At 69.1% G+C, this 19,356-nt stretch carries 17 protein-coding genes; 9 read left to right on the plus strand and 8 right to left on the minus strand.

Translation table 11 applies throughout. The annotated features are described in order from the left end of the window. Positions 1 to 65: 65 nt before the first annotated feature. The 6 genes from lptA to DFQ15_RS15220 all read left to right on the plus strand — a co-directional run bounded on the left by lptA (position 66) and on the right by DFQ15_RS15220 (position 5,471). On the plus strand, positions 66 to 710 hold the full coding sequence (gene lptA / locus DFQ15_RS15195; protein WP_110466795.1) for a lipopolysaccharide transport periplasmic protein LptA: 645 nt from the start codon (positions 66 to 68) through the stop codon (positions 708 to 710). Then, positions 707 to 1,513: an LPS export ABC transporter ATP-binding protein gene (gene lptB, locus DFQ15_RS15200; protein WP_110466796.1), complete on the plus strand. Its 807-nt coding sequence runs from the start codon at positions 707 to 709 to the stop codon at positions 1,511 to 1,513. The genes lptA and lptB overlap by 4 nt, the downstream gene beginning before the upstream one ends. Before the next feature lie 145 nt (positions 1,514 to 1,658). Further along, positions 1,659 to 3,260: an RNA polymerase factor sigma-54 gene (gene rpoN / locus DFQ15_RS15205; protein ID WP_110466797.1), complete on the plus strand. Its 1,602-nt coding sequence runs from the start codon at positions 1,659 to 1,661 to the stop codon at positions 3,258 to 3,260. 59 nt (positions 3,261 to 3,319) lie between these two features. Further along, entirely contained in the window at positions 3,320 to 4,294 is a 975-nt protein-coding gene (gene thiL / locus DFQ15_RS15210) for a thiamine-phosphate kinase (RefSeq protein WP_110466798.1), read from the plus strand. Between the two features lie 122 nt (positions 4,295 to 4,416). Further along, entirely contained in the window at positions 4,417 to 4,986 is a 570-nt protein-coding gene (locus tag DFQ15_RS15215) for a phosphatidylglycerophosphatase A family protein (RefSeq protein WP_110466799.1), read from the plus strand. Continuing rightward, the gene (locus DFQ15_RS15220) at positions 4,983 to 5,471 is read left to right on the plus strand and encodes a CinA family protein (RefSeq protein WP_259292672.1); all 489 of its coding nucleotides are present in this window, start codon (positions 4,983 to 4,985) and stop codon (positions 5,469 to 5,471) included. The genes DFQ15_RS15215 and DFQ15_RS15220 overlap by 4 nt, the downstream gene beginning before the upstream one ends. A gap of 211 nt (positions 5,472 to 5,682) precedes the next feature. On the opposite strand, the gene DFQ15_RS15225 is transcribed toward DFQ15_RS15220, so the two are convergent. The 5 genes from DFQ15_RS15225 to apaG form a co-directional block, all read right to left on the minus strand. Then, a complete protein-coding gene (locus tag DFQ15_RS15225) occupies positions 5,683 to 7,326 on the minus strand; it encodes a histidine kinase famiy protein (RefSeq protein ID WP_110466800.1) in 1,644 nt (547 codons plus the stop codon). Between the two features lie 134 nt (positions 7,327 to 7,460). Beyond that, positions 7,461 to 8,585: a YbdK family carboxylate-amine ligase gene (locus tag DFQ15_RS15230; RefSeq protein ID WP_110466813.1), complete on the minus strand. Its 1,125-nt coding sequence runs from the start codon at positions 8,583 to 8,585 to the stop codon at positions 7,461 to 7,463. Beyond that, entirely contained in the window at positions 8,575 to 9,855 is a 1,281-nt protein-coding gene (locus tag DFQ15_RS15235) for a cation:proton antiporter (RefSeq protein WP_110466801.1), read from the minus strand. The genes DFQ15_RS15230 and DFQ15_RS15235 overlap by 11 nt, the downstream gene beginning before the upstream one ends. 66 nt (positions 9,856 to 9,921) lie before the next feature. Beyond that, positions 9,922 to 12,051, minus strand: a complete 2,130-nt coding sequence (locus DFQ15_RS15240; protein WP_110466802.1) for a site-specific recombinase — start codon at positions 12,049 to 12,051, stop codon at positions 9,922 to 9,924. After that, positions 12,051 to 12,455 (minus strand): Co2+/Mg2+ efflux protein ApaG, encoded by a 405-nt coding sequence (gene apaG, locus DFQ15_RS15245; RefSeq protein WP_110466803.1) that lies wholly within the window; start codon positions 12,453 to 12,455, stop codon positions 12,051 to 12,053. The genes DFQ15_RS15240 and apaG overlap by 1 nt, the downstream gene beginning before the upstream one ends. A gap of 255 nt (positions 12,456 to 12,710) precedes the next feature. Between apaG and rpe the strand changes: the two genes are divergently transcribed. Together rpe and DFQ15_RS15255 are read left to right on the plus strand one after the other, a co-directional pair. After that, positions 12,711 to 13,403 (plus strand): ribulose-phosphate 3-epimerase, encoded by a 693-nt coding sequence (rpe, locus tag DFQ15_RS15250; RefSeq protein ID WP_110466804.1) that lies wholly within the window; start codon positions 12,711 to 12,713, stop codon positions 13,401 to 13,403. A gap of 372 nt (positions 13,404 to 13,775) precedes the next feature. Beyond that, positions 13,776 to 15,968 (plus strand): catalase, encoded by a 2,193-nt coding sequence (locus DFQ15_RS15255; protein ID WP_110466805.1) that lies wholly within the window; start codon positions 13,776 to 13,778, stop codon positions 15,966 to 15,968. Positions 15,969 to 15,996: 28 nt separating this feature from the next. On the opposite strand, the gene DFQ15_RS15260 is transcribed toward DFQ15_RS15255, so the two are convergent. The 3 genes from DFQ15_RS15260 to DFQ15_RS15270 all read right to left on the minus strand — a co-directional run bounded on the left by DFQ15_RS15260 (position 15,997) and on the right by DFQ15_RS15270 (position 17,439). Beyond that, on the minus strand, positions 15,997 to 16,320 hold the full coding sequence (locus tag DFQ15_RS15260) for a hypothetical protein (RefSeq protein WP_110466806.1): 324 nt from the start codon (positions 16,318 to 16,320) through the stop codon (positions 15,997 to 15,999). Between the two features lie 31 nt (positions 16,321 to 16,351). Further along, the gene (locus tag DFQ15_RS15265) at positions 16,352 to 16,846 is read right to left on the minus strand and encodes a hypothetical protein (protein WP_110466807.1); all 495 of its coding nucleotides are present in this window, start codon (positions 16,844 to 16,846) and stop codon (positions 16,352 to 16,354) included. A 155-nt stretch (positions 16,847 to 17,001) separates the two neighbouring features. After that, on the minus strand, positions 17,002 to 17,439 hold the full coding sequence (locus tag DFQ15_RS15270) for a VOC family protein (protein WP_199399895.1): 438 nt from the start codon (positions 17,437 to 17,439) through the stop codon (positions 17,002 to 17,004). 331 nt (positions 17,440 to 17,770) lie between these two features. Between DFQ15_RS15270 and DFQ15_RS15275 the strand changes: the two genes are divergently transcribed. After that, positions 17,771 to 19,069, plus strand: coding sequence for an NAD(P)/FAD-dependent oxidoreductase (locus DFQ15_RS15275; protein ID WP_110466808.1), 1,299 nt, complete (start codon positions 17,771 to 17,773; stop codon positions 19,067 to 19,069). Positions 19,070 to 19,356 lie beyond the last annotated feature (287 nt).

The following is a 19,356-nucleotide window of genomic DNA, read 5'->3' on the forward strand; positions in this document are numbered from 1 at the left end:
ACCTGCCCTCCGGGCGTGGGCGCCGGGCCTGCGCGGCTTACAATCATTGCAAGATTCGTGCCCTTATGAACCAGCTTTTTGCATCCGTCGCCCTCGGTGTCCTGGCCCTCTGCGCTTCGGGCCTGGCCCAGGCCGAGAAAGCCGATCGCACCAAGCCCGCCAACATCGAGGCCGACGCACTGCGCCACGACGACCTGAAGCAGACCAGCGTCTTCACCGGCAACGTGGTGATGACCAAGGGCACCATCGTCATCCGCGGCGCCCGGCTGGAGGTGCGCCAGGATGCCGAGGGCTACCAGTACGGTACCGTCTGGGCCGACACCGGCAAGCGCGCCTACTTCAAGCAAAAGCGCGACACCGCCGCCGACGCGCCCGACGAGTTCATCGAGGGCGAGGGCGAAACCATCGAATACGACGGCCGCGCCGACCAAGTCAAGTTCATCCGCCGCGCCGAGATGCGGCGCCTGGCGGGCAGCACCGTCAACGACGACGTGCGCGGCGACGTGATCGTCTACAACAACATCACCGACGTGTTCACGGTGGACGGCAACAAGCAGAACGATGCCAGGACCTCGCCCGGCGGCCGGGTGCGCGCGGTGCTCTCGCCGCGCGGCGACGGCCCGGGCGCCAAGCCCGGCGTTACGCCGCCCGCCGGCACCGCGGCCCCCGCGCTGCGCCAGAGCACCACTCTGGACGGGGCTCGCCCATGATCGAACCGGCTCTGGATGCCGGGCTCCGCGCCCCCGGCGGGAGCGGCGCTGCTTGCGCACCGCAGAGCAAGCTGGAGGCGCTGCACCTGCGCAAGGCCTATGGCAGCCGCACGGTGGTCAAGGACGTCTCGCTGTCGGTGCAGAAGGGCGAAGTGGTCGGGCTGCTCGGCCCCAACGGCGCGGGCAAGACCACCTCGTTCTACATGATCGTGGGCCTGGTGCGCTCCGACGGCGGCGACATCCGGATCGACGGCCAGCCGATCGGCGGCCTGCCGATCCACCGGCGGTCGCGGCTCGGCCTGTCGTACCTGCCGCAGGAGGCGTCGATCTTCCGCAAGCTCTCGGTGCAGGACAACGTGCGCGCCGTGCTGGAACTGCAGGAAGACGAGAACGGCCGCGCGCTCAAGAAGCCCGAGATCGAGCTCCGCCTGGACGCGCTGCTGGCCGACCTGCGGGTCGACCATCTGCGCGATTCGCCCGCGCTGGCCCTCTCGGGCGGCGAGCGCCGCCGCGTCGAGATCGCCCGCGCCCTGGCGACCCAGCCGCGCTTCATCCTGCTCGACGAGCCCTTCGCCGGCATCGACCCGATCGCGGTGATAGAGATCCAGCGGATCATCGGCTTCCTGCGCGACCGCGGCATCGGCGTGCTGATCACCGACCACAACGTGCGCGAAACCCTGGGCATCTGCGACCACGCCTTCATCATCAGCGATGGCCAGGTGCTGGCCCGGGGCACGCCCGCCGAGATCGTGGAAAACGCCGACGTGCGCCGCGTCTACCTCGGCGAACACTTCAGGATGTAAGCACTTTGGTTCACCCCCAGGCTCCGCACTTCGTGTCTGCGCCAACCCCCTACCGGGGGCGGATCGGCCGCTTCGGGCGGCCGTGCGCGGCGATCCCTGAGGGGGCGTCGTGCGCTGCGCGCAGCCGCGTTCGGGAGGTCCGGGGTTGAAGCAGGGGTTGTCGCTTCGCGTCTCGCAGCACCTGGCGCTGACGCCGCAGCTGCAGCAGTCGATCCGGCTGCTGCAGCTGTCCACGCTGGAGCTGAGCCAGGAGGTCGAGCAGATGCTCGACGACAACCCGTTCCTGGAAGTCACGCAGGACGAGGCACCGCGGGAAGCGTTCGGTGTGGCGCAGGCCGACACGCCGGCGCCCGACGAGGGGCCGGCGGCGGAGGACGACGCTCCTTATTCGATAGCAGGCAGCCGTGATTCCACCACGGCTACCGCTTCGAACGACGATACGACCGCCTCCGACACCGAGCGCGGCGTCGGCGAGGACGAGCCGAGCTGGGACGGCGACGGCGGCACCGATACCGCGCCGGACGACGGTGAATGGGGGGGCGATGCGCCCGCCCGCAAGAACAACCTGGGCGACGACGGCGAGGTCGATGCGACCGAGCTGGCGCGTGGCCAGGAATCGCTGCGGTCGCACCTGCACCGGCAGGCGTTGTCGCTGCGCCTGTCGCCGCTCGACAGCGCGGCGCTGCGCTTCCTGATCGAATCGCTCGACGACGACGGTTACCTGGAGGACTCGCTGCCCTCGCTGGCCCTGGGCCTGGCCGGCGCCGGCGAGGAGCATGCCGACGACGTGGACGAGCTGGTCCACCGCTTCACCGTCGCCCTGAGCCTGCTGCAGCACCTGGAGCCGACCGGCGTCGGCGCACGCGACCTGCGCGAATGCCTGACGCTGCAACTGCGCGCCCTGCAGGACGCCGGCGACGACGACGCGAACGAGCCCGAGGTGCTCGACGCCGCCCTTCGCATCTGCGCCCAGCCGATGGAGCTGCTGGCCCGGCGCGACGTGAAGCGGCTCGCCGCGCTTTGCGGCGCCAGCGACGACACCACCCGCACCGCGATGGCGCTGATCGCCCGGCTGGAGCCCAAGCCCGGCCGCCGCTTCGTCGACGTGGAGCGCAACGTGGTCGTGCCCGACGTGCTGGTGCGCCGCATCGGCCGCGGCACCAACGTGCGGTTCCAGGTGCAGCTCAACGGCGACGTGATGCCCCGGCTGCGGGTGCACGATATCTACGCCAACGCGCTGCGCCAGCACAAGGGCCAGAACAGCCAGGCGTTGCAGCAGCGGCTGCAGGAGGCGCGCTGGTTCATCAAGAACATCCAGCAGCGCTTCGACACCATCCTGCGGGTGTCCAACGCCATCGTCGAGCGGCAGAAGGCCTTCTTCGTGCACGGCGAGCTGGCGATGCGGCCGCTGGTGCTGCGCGAGATCGCCGACGAGCTGGGCCTGCACGAATCGACCATCAGCCGTGTCACCACCGCCAAGTACATGTCGACGCCCTACGGCACCTTCGAGCTGAAGTATTTCTTCGGCTCGGCGCTGGGCACCGAGACCGGCGGCAACGCGTCGAGCACCGCTGTGCGGGCGTTGATCAAGCAGTTCGTCTCGTCGGAAAGCTCGGCCAGGCCGCTGTCGGACAGCCAGATCTCCGAGATGCTCAAGGAGCAAGGCATCGAATGCGCCCGCCGCACCGTGGCCAAGTACCGCGAGGCGCTGCGCATCGCGCCGGCCAACCTGCGCAAGGCGCTCTAGGGCGCGTGACGTGCACCGCCGGATTGCGCGTGCCTTTTCTTTTCAGCCGCGACCACCCCATGGGCGAATTCGACCTGATCCAGCGCTATTTCAAACGCCCCGCCCGGCGCTCGCCGCTCGGCGTGGGGGACGACTGCGCGCTGCTCGCGCCCCGGCCCGGCATGCAGTTGGCGGTCTCGTCGGACATGCTGGTCGAGGGCCGGCATTTCCTCTCGACGGTCGATCCGGCGCGGCTCGGCCACAAGGCGCTGGCGGTCAACCTGAGCGACCTGGCCGCCTGCGGCGCCGAGCCGCTCGCCTTCACCCTGGCGCTGTCGCTGCCGGCGGTGGACGAGCCCTGGCTCGCCCGCTTCTCGCAGGGCCTGCTGGCGCTGGCCGACGCCCACGGCTGCGACCTGGTCGGCGGCGACACCACCCGCGGCCCGCTCAACATCTGCATCACCGTCTTCGGCGAAGTGCCCACCGGCCAGGCCCTGCTGCGCAGCGGCGCACGGGTGGGCGACGACCTGTGGGTCAGCGGCACCCTGGGCGACGCCCGGCTGGCGCTGGAGGTCTTCCGCGGCATTCTCGACGTGCCCGCCGAGACCTTCGCCGCCGCCCGGCTGCGGATGGAAGCGCCTACCCCCCGCGTCGCCCTGGGCACCGCGCTGCGCGGCATCGCCTCCAGCGCGGTCGACATCAGCGACGGCCTGCTGGGCGACCTGGGCCATGTGCTGCGCGCCAGCGGCGTCGGCGCGACGATCGATACTTCGGTTGCTATTGATTTAATAGCTGGTGGTCGGCGCGGATCGGCGGCTGCAGGCCTTTTTTCTTCGGAACAGCGGCTGGCGCTGGTGCTGGCGGGCGGCGACGACTACGAGCTGGCCTTCACCGCACCCCCGGCGGTGGCCGACCGGGTGCGGGCGGCGGGTGCGGCCAGTGCGACGCCGGTGACCCGCATCGGATCCGTCGTGGCCGGCAGCGGCGCGCAGTTGCGGGACGGGGCGGGCGCGCCGGTGGACGGGCGCTTCGCGTCGTTCGACCACTTCGCCTGAAGGGGCGCGGCCGCAGCGAGAAAACCCGGCGTGCCTGCGCGGCCGATGCCGAGCCGGCAGAATCGGACCTCTGCGTGCGGCCCTTCGGCTGCCGCCTTTCCTGCGCCCCCGCGGCGTCGCCCATGTCGCTCACCGAATTCTCCGTTTCCGCCCCGGCTCCCGGCCCTGCCGCTGCGCCGGCCCCCGCCTGCCCGGTCGAGGCCGATGCCCGCTTCATGCGGGCCCATCCGGCGCACTGGATCGCGCTCGGGTTCGGCTCGGGGCTGAGTCCCGTCGCGCCGGGCACGGCCGGCACGCTCTGGGCCTGGGTGGCCTTCCTGGTGCTGCGGATCTGGTGCACGCCGGCCCAGATCGGCTGGCTGATCGCTGCGTCGCTGCCGCTGGGGTGGTGGGCCTGCACCGTTACCTCGCGGCACCTGGGCACGGCGGATTCGGGCAACATCGTCTGGGACGAGATCGTCGCGTTCTGGGCGGTGCTGTGGCTCGCGATGCCGATGGGGCTGGCGGGTCAGGCGATCGCCTTCGGGCTGTTCCGGTATTTCGACGCCGCCAAGCCCGGGCCGGTGGGCTGGGCCGACAAGGTTTTTCACGGCAGCGGTGCGCGGGGCGCCTTCGGCATCCTGTTCGACGATCTGGTGGCCGCGGGTTGCACGCTGCTGGCGATCGCCGGCTGGCGGTACTACCGGTGGTGAGCGCCGCCACCACGCCCGCCGGCTGGCCGGCCGTCGCCGCGCGGTTGCAGACGCGTGGCTGGATGCTGGCGACCGCCGAGAGCTGCACCGGCGGCCTGATCGCCGCGGCCTGCACCGACCTGGCCGGCTCCAGCGCCTGGTTCGAGCGCGGCTTCGTCACCTATTCAAATGCCGCCAAGACCGAACTGCTGGGCGTGCCGGCCGACCTGATCGCCACCCACGGCGCGGTCAGCGAGCCGGTGGCCCGCGCGATGGCCGCCGGTGCCCTGCGGCATGCCCGGGCGCAGGTGGCGGTCGCGGTGACCGGCGTGGCCGGGCCGGGCGGCGGGAGCGCCGAAAAGCCGGTCGGCACCGTATGGTTCGGCTTCGCGCTGCCCGACGGCGCGGTGCATACCGAAGACCGGCGCTTCGATGGCGACCGCGCCGCTATACGTGCCGCCACGGTCGCCCATGCGCAGGCGCGGCTGCTGGGGTGGCTGGGCTAGAGCGTGTCATGCACTGTGACGTAACCACGAAAGCCGGCGAGAGGCCCGCCCTCGCCATCGGCCGCACGCGGAACATGTCTGCATGCGTTTTCTAGCAAAAAGTGGCTGTAGCCAGCATCATTAAACGACTTATAGCTATAAAAAATGTAGCAATCCATCGCGGTGCCGTCTTCCGGCGGCGGGCGCGTCCGGAGTGCGCCCGCCGCTCCGATCAGGCGTGCCTGCCCGTCGGCCCGTCCAGTACCATCCGCACTCGGCGGGCCAGGTCGGCCAGGCGGTAGGGTTTTTTCAGGATCTCGAACTCGACGCCGTCGTCCGTGTTCTTGCCGTCGGACGAACCGGCGTAGCCGGTGGTCAGCAGGATTCGGATCTGCGGCACCCGGCGCCGCATTTCGCGGGCCAGGCTGAAGCCGTTCATGCCGCCTGGCATGATCAGGTCGGAGAAGAGCAGGTCGGGCGTCCACTCGTCCTGGTGGGCCTTGACCATGTCGAGCGCCTCGCGGGCGCTCGAGGCCATGTGGACGGTGTAGCCCAGGTCCTGCAGCATGTCGCGCGACAGGCTCGCCACCTCGATCCGGTCGTCCACCACCAGGATCGTCTCGCTGCCGCCGCGGTCGGCGGCGCGCGGGGTGACGGCGTTGCCGCCGCGCACGATGGTCTCGGACGCCGGGAAGTACATCCGCACGGTGGTGCCGAAGCCGATTTCGGAGTAGATGTCGACCGAACCGCCCGACTGCCTGGCGAAGCCGTAGACCATCGACAGGCCGAGGCCGGTGCCCTTGCCCTCTTCCTTGGTGGTGAAGAACGGGTCCATCACCCGCGCGATGATCTCGGGCGGGATGCCGGTGCCGGTGTCGCTGATCGACAGGCTGACGTAGCGGCCGGGGCGCAATCCGGCGAAGGCGCTCACGTCTTCCGCGTCGACCTGGATATTCTTGGTCTTGAGGATCACCGTGCCGCCTTCGGGCATCGCGTCCCGGGCGTTGACCAGCACGTTGAGCACCGCCACTTCGAGCTGGGTGGGGTCGAGCTGGCAGTTGCCCAGTTCGGACGCCAGCTCGGTCTTGACGGTCACGCCGTTGCCGAGGGTTTCCTTGACAAGCTCGGTGATGCCGCCGGCTATCTGGTTCAGGTTGAGCGCCCGGCCCTCCAGCCGCTGCTTGCGCGAGAAGGCGAGCAACTGCTGGGTGAGGGTCGAGGCCTTGGTGACCGCGCTGCGGATGCTCTCGACCGTGCGGCCGATCGACACGTCGTCGGCGCGGCCGGCCTTGCGGCGCGCGTCGAGCAGATCCAGATGACCGGCCATGACCTGCAGCAGGTTGTTGAAGTCGTGCGAGATGCCGCCGGTCAGCTGGCCCAGCGCTTCCATCTTCTGGGCGTGGCCCAGCGCTTCTTCCGCGTCGCGGCGGCGGCTCACGTCGAGCTGCGAGGCGAAGAAATAGACCAGTTCCTTGTTCTGGTTGTAGACCGGCGAGACGTAGAGCGCATTCCAGAAACTGGTGCCGTCCTTGCGGTAGTTGAGGATCTCGGTGTTGATCTCGCGCCGGTCCTCGATCGCCTCGCGCACCGCGGCGATGGTGGCGGCGTCGGTATCGGGGCCCTGTAGGAAGCGGCAGTTGTGGCCGAGGATCTCCTCGCTGCTGTAGCCGCTCATCGAGATGAAGGCGCGGTTGGCGAAGACGATCGGATTGTCTTTCTGGCGCGGGTCGGTTACCAGCATCGGCATGCGGGTGGTCTCGATCGCGGCGAAGAAGATGTCGTCGCGATGTGACGCGATCGCGTTGTCCCCCGAGTCCAGCACGCTCACCTCGGGGGGCAACGAATTACGAATGCGGGGTTTTTCTGGCTGGGACATCGAGGGAAGCGACTGCTCCAGGCGCCGCGGCAAAAAGGAGGGGACGGCCGCGCAGGGCGACGAGGCCGGATTGTAGTGAGACGGTACGGGCCGGGCGCATCTTTGGATGCGGCGTCGATCCGCCGGGCCGGCCGTCAGGCCGCGGTTCCGCGAAAACGCCGTGCCGCCTGTCGGGTCACCTCGGCCAGCAGCCGCTCCTCGTGCTGGCGGTCGCGCAGCCAGCGGGCGTCGTTCTGCAGGGCGCTCACGTCGCCGCGCAACAGGTGCAGCGCGGCGGCGGCGCCCTGCGCCTCGGCATGGCGCTGCACATGGTGCATCGTCAGCAGGATGTGGTCGCGCAGCGGCATGTGGCTGCCGGTGGCGGCGTCGACATAATTGGCCTCCAGCCCGAAACGGCAGGCCTGGAAGCGGTTGGTGGTGTAGACGAGGTAGTCGTCCTCTTCGGGCACGAAAGGCTGCTCGGCCAGGAACCAGGCGGCGAGCGACTGCACGTAGCCCGCCAGCGCCGCGGCCCGCTCGACCGTCAGCGGCGTGTCGAACACCCGGATCTCCACCGTGCCGTATTCGGGCTTGGGCCGGATGTCCCAGTAGAAGTCCTTCATGTTCTTGACCACGCCGGTCCGGGTCATCTTGGCGTAGTAGGCCGCGAACTCCGACCAGTCCAGGGTGAAGGGCGCGCGGCCCGACAGCGGGAACGCGAAGACCGAGTTGAGCCGCGCCGAGTCGAACTGCGTGTCCTGCCCCTGCACGTAGGGGCTCGACGCCGAGAGCGCGATGAAGTGCGGGACGTAGCGCGACATGCGGTGCAGCATCAGCAAGGCGCTGTCGGCGTCGGGGCAGCCGATGTGTACGTGCTGGCCGAAGATGGTGAACTGCTTGGAGAGATAACCGTAGCGCTCCGACAGCTCCCGGAAGCGCGGCCGGTCGTAGATGCGCTGCTCGTGCCACTGCTGGAACGGATGGGTCCCGCCGCCCACCACCGCGATGTTGAGCTTGTCGGCCGACTTCACCAGCGCATCGCGGATGGTGAAGAGGTGGCCCAGCACCTCCGAGGCGGAATGGCAAACGCAGGTCGACATCTCGATCATGCTCGAGGTCATCTCGGGCACCACCGCACCCGGCAGCGGCAGGCCCTCCATCAGCCGCAGCATGTCCTCGGCATAGGGCGCCAGGTCGTAGTCGTGGGTGTTGACCAGCTGCAGCTCCAGCTCGACGCCCAGCGACAGGGCGCGCGACGGCACGAAGGCCTCAAGCGTCATGCGCGCCTCCTTCGGCCTGCCGCCGCAGGGCACCGCGCCGGCCGCCGAACAGCGACGGCAGCCACGGCCGCGAGGCCTCGCCCGCCCGGTGTAGCGCCACGGTGGCGACCACCGCGCCCAGCAGTTCCATCACCAGGATGGCCGGCAGGGCGACCTGCGCGACCGCGCGGCCGGCGGCACCCTGGGACAGCGCGAACTGCGAGGCGATCAGCAGCGCGATGGAGGACATCGGCGACATCGCGCAACCCACCCACAGCGCCTGCCGCCAACTGGCGCCGCTGCCCCAATTGCCCAGCGCCACGCCCACGATCTTGGCCAGCGCCCGGGCGGCGATCAGGGTCAGCACCAGCAGCGCGGTCTTCGCCGTCCAGCCGACCTGGGCGGCCACAACCGAGACCAGCACGAACATCATCATGGTGAGCAGCGCCGCGGTGTCCAGCTGCCGCGGCCAGGCCCAGGGTCGCGGATGCCACTGCTTGAGCAGCATGCCGCCCAGCAGCGCGGCGATCGGCGCCGAGCCGCCAAGGTGCGAGGCGATGCCGGTGGCCGCCGCCACCAGGGCCAGCAGCAGCACCGAGGTGTTCTCGCTGGCCGGGCTCATCAGCTTGAGCGCCAGCCGCAGCGCCAGCGCCAGCGCGCCGCCCACCAGCACCGAGATCGCGGCCACCAGCGCCACCGGGTAGAGGCTGGCCAGCAGGTACAGCTGCTGGCGCTGCTCCAGCTCGGCCTGCGCGGTGCCGAAGGACAGGGCGTAGAGCGTGCTGAGCGTGGCCAGCACCATCGCCCGGTCGGTCACCGGACCGGCGGCGCGCATGTCCAGCGCCACCCGGCCCAGCACCGCGGGCGAGGCGGCCATCGCCACCAGCGCCAGCGCCTGGGCGATCCGCGCCGGCACGCCCTGCCACTGCAGCGCGTAGGCGACCGCGCAATAGGTCAGCGCCGATTCGGCGACGCTCTGCACCAGCACCATCGGGTTGTGGCGGAACCAGCGCAGCGGGATGCGGCCACCGGCCTCGAACAGCACGGTGGCGATCGCCAGCTCCAGCAGGAACAGGCCGGTGCCTTGCAGCGGCCACACCGCGCCGCTGAAGCCGGCGAAACCCGCGATGCCGCCCACCAGCGAATAGCCCACCACCTTGGGCAGGCCGGTGTGGCGGTGGAACAAATAGCCGGCCAGCGCGGCCAGCGCCAGCAGCAGCGACCACTGCACGGTCGCGAGGCCGGCGGAAGGACGCAGCCAGTCGGCCCAGATCGTCACGATTTCGGTCATCGGTTCATGGTCTCCGGATGCCGGCGCGGCCGCACCGGCCGGCAGAGGGGCCGTGGCCCGCGGTGGTCAGATCCCCGCGTTCGGCGCGGGCGACCCGCGCGGCACGAAGAACGAGAGCGGCGCATGCCGCAGGCGAGCCCAGATGGCCGAGCGGATGCGGGCGCGCTGCAGGCTGCCGACATTGTGCGCGCGCAGCGCCAGCCGGAACGCCAGGGTGAAACTGACGATCAGGTTGAGCGCGCCGATCGCGGGGATCGCCGCCAGGCACCACCAGAACGCCGCCATGTGCAGCACCGCTGTGCCGTAGGCCGCGGCGGCGGCGGCGATCTGGCCGGTGGACAGCGTCACGTGGCGCGCCTCCAGCCCGATGCCGACGAAGGCGATCAACGGCGGGATCATGCCCAGCATGAAGCCCAGCGACACGTTGGAGGCGAAGCCCGACACGTTCTGCCGCACGAAGTGCGCCAGCCGCGCCGCGCGCGGCGCGCCCAGCCAGCGGGTGATGCGCGGATTGAAGCGCATCGCCGAATCCAGCCGGTGCAGCACGAACCAGTTCTCGGCCCAGCCGGCGACGATGCTGGCCGAGAACAGCAGCACGCCGGTGAAGGCGGCGAAGAAGGCGGTCGGCCCCAGCAGCGTGAGCGATTCCAGCGTGTGCTGCGCCTCGCGCGGCGAGATCATCGGATGGCCCATCACCACCTGCAGCAGGGCCGCCGCGGCCAGCACCACCGGAAACACGGTGAACACGTTGCCCAGCACCGCCGCCACCTGGGAGCGCACCAGGTGGGTCACCTCGTCGACGAAGGAATCCATCGAGGCGCCGGGGCCCATCTCCTTCAACTTGGCGGCCATGGCGGGCGCGGTCATCGCCGGCTGCTTGGTGGCCAGGGTGCAGTGCAGCAGCTGGATCAGCACGAAGCTGCCGGCGTACAGCAGGCTCGACCAGATGCCCGTCCAGAACGCCGACAGGCCCACCGCGGTGATCGCGAACTTGCCGAGCACCGTGCCCGCGGTCAGCACGCCGCCGCCGGCCGCCTGGCGCAGCATGCGGCCGTAGGCGGCGCTGTCGCGGGTGATGTAGTGCTCGCCGGTCTCGGCGCTGCGCTCGGCCACCTTGGCGGCCAGCAGCGACGAGTTGGCCGAGATAAGGGCCCGCACGCTGCGCCGCTCGTGGCCGAGCAGCACCAGCCGCGACAGCAGCCGGGCGGCGGCGGCCGGCGCGTCGGCCGAGAGCGCGCAGTCGAGCAGCTCGCGGATCCGCAGCAGCCGCTCGCGCAACTGCCGCAGCCGGAAGACCAGTCCTACCGAAACGCCGTTCTCCTCCAGGTGGGTGTAGACGGTGGCGGCGGCGAAGCGGCAGGCGTCGAGCCGGGCGCGCAGCTGCCGGGCGGCCCGCTCCAGCGCGGCGTCGTCGCGCGGCAGGCGCTGGGCCTCGACCCGCAGCGCCTCGACATCGCGGATCAGCGCGTGGAAGGGCTGGGCCTCGCGCGCGGCGGCGTTCATTCGCAGCCGCAGCTCGGGCGCGAATCCTGTGGAGAGCACCTGGCCGGCGCAGTACATCAGCGCGTCGAGCAGGGCCTGCTGCCACGGGTCGGGCAGGGGCGCCTCGACGACGGACGCCGAGACGGGCGTGGTCGCGGCAGGCGCGCCGAACAGGTCCGGCGTGTGGGTGGTGGCCGGGGCAATGGCACCGCCGGGGCCGCCGGGTTCCGCAGCGGTTGCGCCGGCCGCCGGCTGCGGCGTGTCGGGCGCGGCCAGCAGGTCGGCGATGCGGCGGCGCTGCCGGCCGTCGAGCAGCGAGATCCACTGCGCGTCGAAGCCGTGGGGCAGCGCCAGCAGGAATAGCTCGGACGCATCGATCGTCTCGGGGCTGGTCGGCAGGATTTTGCGGCGGATCCGCTCCGACGCCTCGCTGACGAAGGCGCTGCGCGGCGCGAAGCCGAAATCGGCCAGCAGCGTGGTGATGTCGACCGTGTGCAGCAGCCGCGACCACCAGGCGCGCAGCCGCAGCCGTACCTCGGGCCGCGATTCGACCGCGTCGAGCAGCAACTGCACCCGGCTGACGGCCGCCTGAGGCGTGGCGCCCTTGCCGCGGATCCAGTCGGCCAGCTCGATCAGCCAGAGGTGGCGCACGGCCAGCGGCGCGGCCGGGTCCAGCCGCTCCAGAATGCCGTTGAGATCGCGCTTGCTGCGCATCAGTGCAGGACCCGAGGCGTGCCGTCTCCGGGCATGGGGCTCGCATAGGCTTCGAGCACGAAGAGGGGGATCTCGGCGTCGAAGCGGGTGGCGTCCTCGCCCACGCAGAAGTAGCTCCCCTGCATCGTGCCGTTGGGGGTGCGCAGCCGGCAGCCGCTGGTGTAGCGGAAGGATTCGCCGGGCTTGAGCAGCGGCTGCTGGCCCACCACGCCCAGGCCCTTGACCTCTTCCACATGGCCTCGCGCGTCGCGGATGATCCAGTGGCGGGCGATCAACTGCGCCGCGACGTCGCCGACGTTGACGACGGTGATCGTGTAGGAGAAGCCGTAGAGGCGCCGCTCGGGTTGCGACTGCGCGGGCAGGTACTGGGGCTCGACCGTGATCTGGAACTGGTGCTTCGGCATGGCGGTGATGTTACTAGAGCGTGTTATGCGCTTCGACGTACCCAACCTTCTGGAAAGCCGGGCAGATGCCCGGCCACCGCGTCGCAGTCCGCTTGCGGTATCCATGCCGCGGCGCGTCCTGCACCTCGCCGCCGGGCCGGTCCCCGGCTTTCGCGGGTACGTCGAAGTGCATAACACGCTCTGGGACGCGCCGCATCCGCTGGCTGCCGATGTGCCGCGACCGGCCGCGGTCGCCCGGACTGCGACAATTCCGCCATGAGCCCTGCCGCCTCCCGCTACCGCATCGCCCCCTCGATCCTTTCGGCCGACTTCGCCCGCCTGGGCGAGGAAGTGCGCGACGTCATCGCCGCCGGTGCCGACTGGATCCATTTCGACGTGATGGACAACCATTACGTCCCCAACCTGACCTTCGGCCCGATGGTGTGCCAGGCCCTGAAGCCCCACGCCAGGACGGCCGACGGCAGCCCGGTGCCGGTAGACGTGCACCTGATGGTGCAGCCGGTCGATGCGCTGTCCGCCGCCTTCGCCGACGCCGGTGCCGACCTGATCAGCTTCCACCCCGAGGCGGCCGCCCATCCGCACCGCAGCATCCAGGCGATCCGCGCGAAGGGCGTGAAGGCCGGGCTGGTCTTCAACCCGGCCACGTCGCTCGACATCCTCGACTGGACGATCGACGACCTCGATCTGGTGCTGATCATGAGCGTCAACCCCGGCTTCGGTGGCCAGGGCTTCATCGATTCGGCCTTGCGCAAGATCGAGCAGGTGCGCAAGCGCATCGACGCCAGCGGCAAGGACATCCGGCTCGAGGTCGACGGCGGCATCAAGACCGACAACATTGCCCGGGTGGCCGCCGCCGGGGCCGACACCTTCGTCGCGGGCAGCGCGATTTTCGGCAAGCCCGACTACCGCGCGGTGATCGACGGCATGCGGGCCGCATTGGCCGGCTGAAAATGCGCGGGGCGACGTTCCTGCCGCCAGCGTAGGACCGTACCGACATTCCTGACGGGAATGTCCCACAGATAGCGCTTGCATACGGCTACGGACATTACGTATTCGCCGATTTACCCTTCAGGTCATACACCAAGCGCCCGTGCAACCGGCGCCGTGGCGCATACAGACTGTCTGAAGGAGCAACCATGGAATGGCTTATCTGGTGCGTGGCAGGAGTGGCGGGTGCTTTCGCGCTGGCGGCGCTCGTTCGTGCGCTTGAGCGTTGTTACGACTATTGAGGGCTGTTTGCGCCTGGGTACGGCGGCCGTGTCCGCATTTCTCGCCCGGCCGTAGCGGCCTGCACACCACAACGACAAGGTAGACCATCTCATGGCCAGTACCAGGACCGGCGCCCGGGCCACCACCAAGGCCCGGGCGGCAGACGGCTCTGCGGACAAGCTGCAGCAGCTCCAGGCCTACACCGTCGACACGGCAGCGACCCTCACCACCAACCAGGCGCTGCAGATCCCGGACAACCACAACTCGCTCAAGGCGGGCGCACGCGGCCCGACACTCATGGAGGACTTCATCCTCCGCGAGAAGCTCAGCCATTTCGCGCACGAGCGCATACCGGAGCGGGTCGTCTACGCCCGCGGAGCCGGCGCTCACGGCACCTTCCACGTCTACAAGGCGCTGTCGGAATACACGACCGCGCACTTCCTGAACGACACCGAGGCCCGCACGCCGGTCTTCGTGCGCTTCTCCACCAGCGCCGGCTCGCGCGGCTCGGCCGACACGGTGCGCGACGCGCGCGGCTTCGCCGTCAAGTTCTACACCCAGGAAGGCAACTACGACCTGGTCGGCAACAGCATGCCGGTGTACTACATCCAGGACGCGATCAAGTTCCCCGACCTGGTCCATGCGATGAAGCCCGAGCCGCATAACGAGATGCCGCAGGCGGCCAGCGCGCACGACACCTTCTGGGACTTCGCGTCCCTGATGCCCGAGACCACCCACATGCTGATGTGGACCATGAGCGACCGGGCCCTGCCGCGCAGCCTGCGCATGATGGAGGGCTTCGGCGTGCACACCTTCCGCATGGTCAACGGCCGCGGCGAGACGCACTTCGTCAAGTTCCACTGGAAACCCCGCCTGGGCCTGCACGGCATGGCCTTCGACGAGGCGCAGAAGCTCGCCGGCAAGGACCCCGATTTCCACCGGCGCGACCTGTGGGAGGCGATCGACCAGGGCCATTTCCCCGAGTGGGAGCTGGGCCTGCAGGTGGTCTCGGAAGACAAGGCCGAGTCGCTCGGCGTGGACCTGCTCGACCCGACCAAGCTGATCCCCGAGGAACTGGTGCCGGTGCAGCTGGTGGGCCGTCTGGTGCTCAACCGCAATCCCGACAACTTCTTCGCCGAGACCGAGCAGGCGGCCTTCCACCCTGCGCACCTGGTGCCGGGCATCGACTTCAGCAACGACCCGTTGCTGCAAGGCCGGCTGTTCGCCTACACCGACAGCCAGCTGGCGCGCCTGGGCGGCCCCAACTTCCACGAACTGCCGATCAACCGCAGTGTGGTGCCGTTCCACAACTTCCAGCGCGACGGCCGGCACCGCCAGACGATCAACCGCAACGCGGTCGCTTACGAACCCAACTCGCTCGGCAGCCCCACCGGGACGGCGTTCCGGGTCGACGGCGCATCGGCCGGCTTCAAGAGCTACGCCGACGCCGCGATCGCGTCGCCCAAGCAGCGTCGCCGCAGCCCCACCTTCGACGACCACTACAGCCAGGCGACGCTGTTCTGGAACAGCATGGCACCCGCCGAGAAGGAGCACATCGTCGCGGCTTTCCGCTACGAGCTGGGCAAAGTCGGCGTGCCGGTGATCCGCCAGCGCATGGTCGATACGCTGGCGCATGTCGACCCGCGACTGGCCAAGAAGGTGGCGGCGACGCTCGGCATCGACGCACCCGACCCCAGGGCCGCGGCCGGCCAGGCCGGTTTCCGTGAAGCCAGGACCGAACTGCCGCTGGAGGAAGCGCCGTCGCTCAGCATGCAGGCGCGGCCCGACAAGGGTGGAATCCATACGCGCCAGGTCGCGGTGGTCGTGGCCGACGGGGTGGACGTGGTGTCGCTGCGCGTCGTGCAGCATGCGCTGACCGACGCCGGCGCGGTCTGCACCGTAGTGGCGTCACGCCTGGGCGCGGTCGCTACCGCGGGTGGGCGACGACTCGACGTGGGCGGCACCTTCGCGGGCAACCCTTCGGTGATGTTCGACGCGGTGCTGGTCGCCGGAGGCAAGGACAGTGCGGACACCCTCTCCCAACTGGGCGAGGCGGTGCATTTCATGCTGGAGGCCTACAAGCACTGCAAGCCGATCTGCGTGATGGGCGAAGGCATCGCGCTGCTGCGTCTGCTGGGCGTCGAAGCCGGCGCCCGCAGCGCCGAAGCGCTTGCGGGCCATCCGGGTGTCGTCTTGGGAGTCGGCGATACCGAAGCCTTGCAACTGACCGCACAGGAATTCATCAAGATGATCGCCGCCCACCGTTTCTGGGACCGACCGAACCTCGACGCGATTCCGGCATGAGAGAAAAGCCGTTCGGAGCGGCCTCTTTCTATTTCGAGTCCCGGTGATCGGGGTCGTCCGCTCCGGGTTTGACGCCTTCGCGGTAAACCTTGCCCATCATTGGGCCCTTGTCTGTGTCCTCCTGCGGGCCGGTGGCATCGGCATAGGCCTGATCGCCCATCTTCTTGTTGGACGCCTCCTGCAACTGCTGGTTGTCGGCCGACTCGTCGCGCTCGTGCGGCATGCGGGCCGAACCGGATTGCTTCGCATGGGTGTCGCCGCGCGCGTCGGCCGATGTGCGGTTATCGGCCGGAACGCCGTCGGGGTCTACCACCGGCTCGCGTTGCGATTTGGTGGTCATGGTGTCTTTCATGGCGGTCCTCGTCGTTCTTGCGTGGGGCCGGTCAGCGCTTGCCGTCGTAGTAGCCTTCCGACGGGTATACGCGCTCGGCGCGTTCCCAGGCGGCCCGGGTGGCCGGGCGGGCCTCGTCCCAGGTCAGGCGCGAGCCGCCGCGGCGGCTGTCCCAGGTACTGGCCAGTTCGGCGTCGTAGTCGTCGAAGGAGCCCTGGCGGGTGCTGCGCTCTTCGTAACCTGCGCGGTAGGCCGGGCTGTAGTCGTCGAAGCTGCGGTCTTCCGCATAGTAGGGTTCGCGGGTGTAGGCATCACGCCAGTAGGCGTCTTCCGCCGTGGGATTGACCGCTTCGGCGGCACTCTTGCCGGCCAGTCCGCCCACCACCGCACCTATCACCGTGCCGATCGCGATGCCGACAGGGCCGCCGGCGATGCCGAGGGCCGCGCCGGTCACGGCACCTCCGCTCGCGCCGATGCCGGTGCCGATCGGATGCGCGCCCGGCTCGTCGGTGATCGGGTCGCGGTTCATATCTTTGTCGCTGGTCATGATGGGCTCCTTTGCTGGTGGAATGGGCCGATGTCCTGCATCTGCACCCGTTGAAAAACATATTGGTCTTCGCCACCATCGCGATCCGGTAGGACACCGGGGTTCGGAACTGTAGGAGCCCTGCCCTGACGCAGGCCCGCAGCGAGCCTGCGGGGTTACCTGGCGAACAGGGAGTCGAGGTTGGCGAAGGCCTTGATCTCCACCGCGTTGTTCGACGGGTCGCGCAAGAACATCGTCGCCTGCTCGCCCACCTCGCCCTTGAAGCGGATGTAGGGCTCGATCACGAAGGTCGTGCCCGCCGCGGTGAGCTTGTCGGCCAGCATCTGCCACTGGTCCATCGACAGCACCGCGCCGAAATGGCGCACCGGCACGCCGTGGCCGTCCACCGCGCTCACCTGACTGAAGCCGCACTCGTCCGGCGCGAGGTGGGCCACGATCTGGTGGCCGTAGAAGTCGAAGTCGATCCAGTCGGGCGAGCTGCGGCCTTCGGGGCAGCCCAGCAGTTCGCCGTAGAAGCGTCGGGCGGCGGCCAGATCGTGGACGGGGAAGGCCAGGTGGAAGGGCGGCATCGTGGCGGAGGCGGTGGTGGTCATCGTGGTGCGGATGGTGGAGGGCAAAGACCGCAGTCTAGAGCGTGTTATGCACTTTGACGTACCCGCGTGGGCCCCGCAGGCGGGCGATCGCAAGACGCGAGCCTTGCCAAGGCAGCGAGTATTGGCGGCTGGTGCGGTTCAGCAGACTGGCGACAGCGCCCAGCAGGCTCAACGTTTCGCCGAAGAAGCTCGACAGTCGCGGCGCGGGGTGGCACCGTGATCCAGCAGGCGGTGGGCAAGAGCACTACATGCACGACATCTCAGATGTTCCGACGCTGACTGGAATTTGAGTGCTTGTGGATGTTGTTGAGCCGAGCGTTACGATCAACAGATGGCAGCTAAATTACCGGTACCAACTCATGATCCACGCAAGCATGTGGTTGTCATCGGAGCGGGCGCGGTGGGCAGCATTGCCGCTATAGAAGCATTGCGCGCAGACCTGAGGGTCACGGTGGTCGAACCCGATATCCCCGGCGGTCTACAGGCCACCAGTTATGGCAACGCAGGCTGGCTTTCCTCGCATTCCGTGGTGCCGCCCGCCTTGCCCGGGGCTTGGCGCAAGGTTCCCCTATGGCTGGCGGATCCTTTGGGACCGCTCGCGCTGCGATGGCGCTATCTGCCTCGCGCATTGCCATGGCTTGTGCGATATCTCGCGGCCGGTTGGACGGAGGCGCGGGTGCTGCGTACGGCCAAGGCACTGAGGACCCTTCTGGCCGATGCGCCTATGCTTCATGCGTCGTTGGCACGGTGCGCGGGTGTGCCGCAGCTGATTGAGCAACGTGGCCTTCTCCATGCTTATTGTTCGCGCGCCGAGTTCGAAGCCGATGCTCTCGGCTGGCGGGTACGCGAAGATGTTGGTGTCAGCTGGCAAGAGTGGCAGGAGGACGAGCTCCGTGCCAGGGAGCCAGATCTGGATGCGCGGTACACATTGGGCATTTTTGTGCCGGAAGCGGGTCACTGCCGGAATCCAGGTGAATACGTGGCCGCACTGGCGCGGCATGCTTCGACCCATGGCGCCTCGCACGTTGCGGCCCGCGCTGTGGGTTTTCGACTGGAGGGCGGTCGTCTGCGTGCAGTGAGCACTGACTTGGGAGACATCGAATGCGACCGCGCCGTTATCTGTGCCGGTGCGCATTCGGCAGGCTTGGCGGCGGCCGCTGGCTCACCTGTGCCGCTGGAGTCGGAGCGTGGCTACCACGTCGTGGTCAAGGACGCGGCGGTCGGGCCACGCACGCCGGTGATGGTGGCCGATGGAAAGCTGATTGTTCACTGGATGGACGGCGGCCTCAGGGCAGCCGGTCAGGTCGAAATTGCCGGTCTGGAGGCCGCTCCTGACTGGCGACGGGCCGAAATTCTGCATCGGCACCTGAAGTCGATGTTGCCGGGTCTGCGGCAAATCGATACGGAAACTACGGTTGTCCATCGATGGCTCGGACATCGGCCGAGCTTGCCAGACGGCCTGCCGTGCATCGGACCGGCGCGCGCAAGCAATGACATCCTGCTGGCCTTCGGCCACGGGCACGTGGGTCTATGTGGCTCCGCCCGTACGGGGCGCCTGGTAGCTCAACTGCTGGTCGGCGCCAAGCCGGAAATCGATCTGGCACCTTTCGACCCACGACGATTCAGCTGAACGAAGCTACCTCGTTCGGACACCTCTTACGGGACTACGAGCGCCTGCCCGAGTTGCGCAGCGGATTGCACTTAGAGCGGCTAACACAACCCAGCGAAGCGGTTCTGGCTAGGCGCCGCATCGCAGACAGTACGAGTAGTACGACAAGGTGCGGCAACGACGCCAGAAGGGTTGTGTTAGCCGCTCTTAGCGCCGCGGATGCTCGACCGCGATCCGGGACTGGCCGCGCGGCACGTCGCGCGCTGGCTGGGCACCAGGTCGGAGTACCTGAAGGCCTGACGCCGTGC

This window comes from Xylophilus ampelinus (genome assembly GCF_003217575.1).
Lineage (GTDB): Bacteria > Pseudomonadota > Gammaproteobacteria > Burkholderiales > Burkholderiaceae_C > Xylophilus > Xylophilus ampelinus.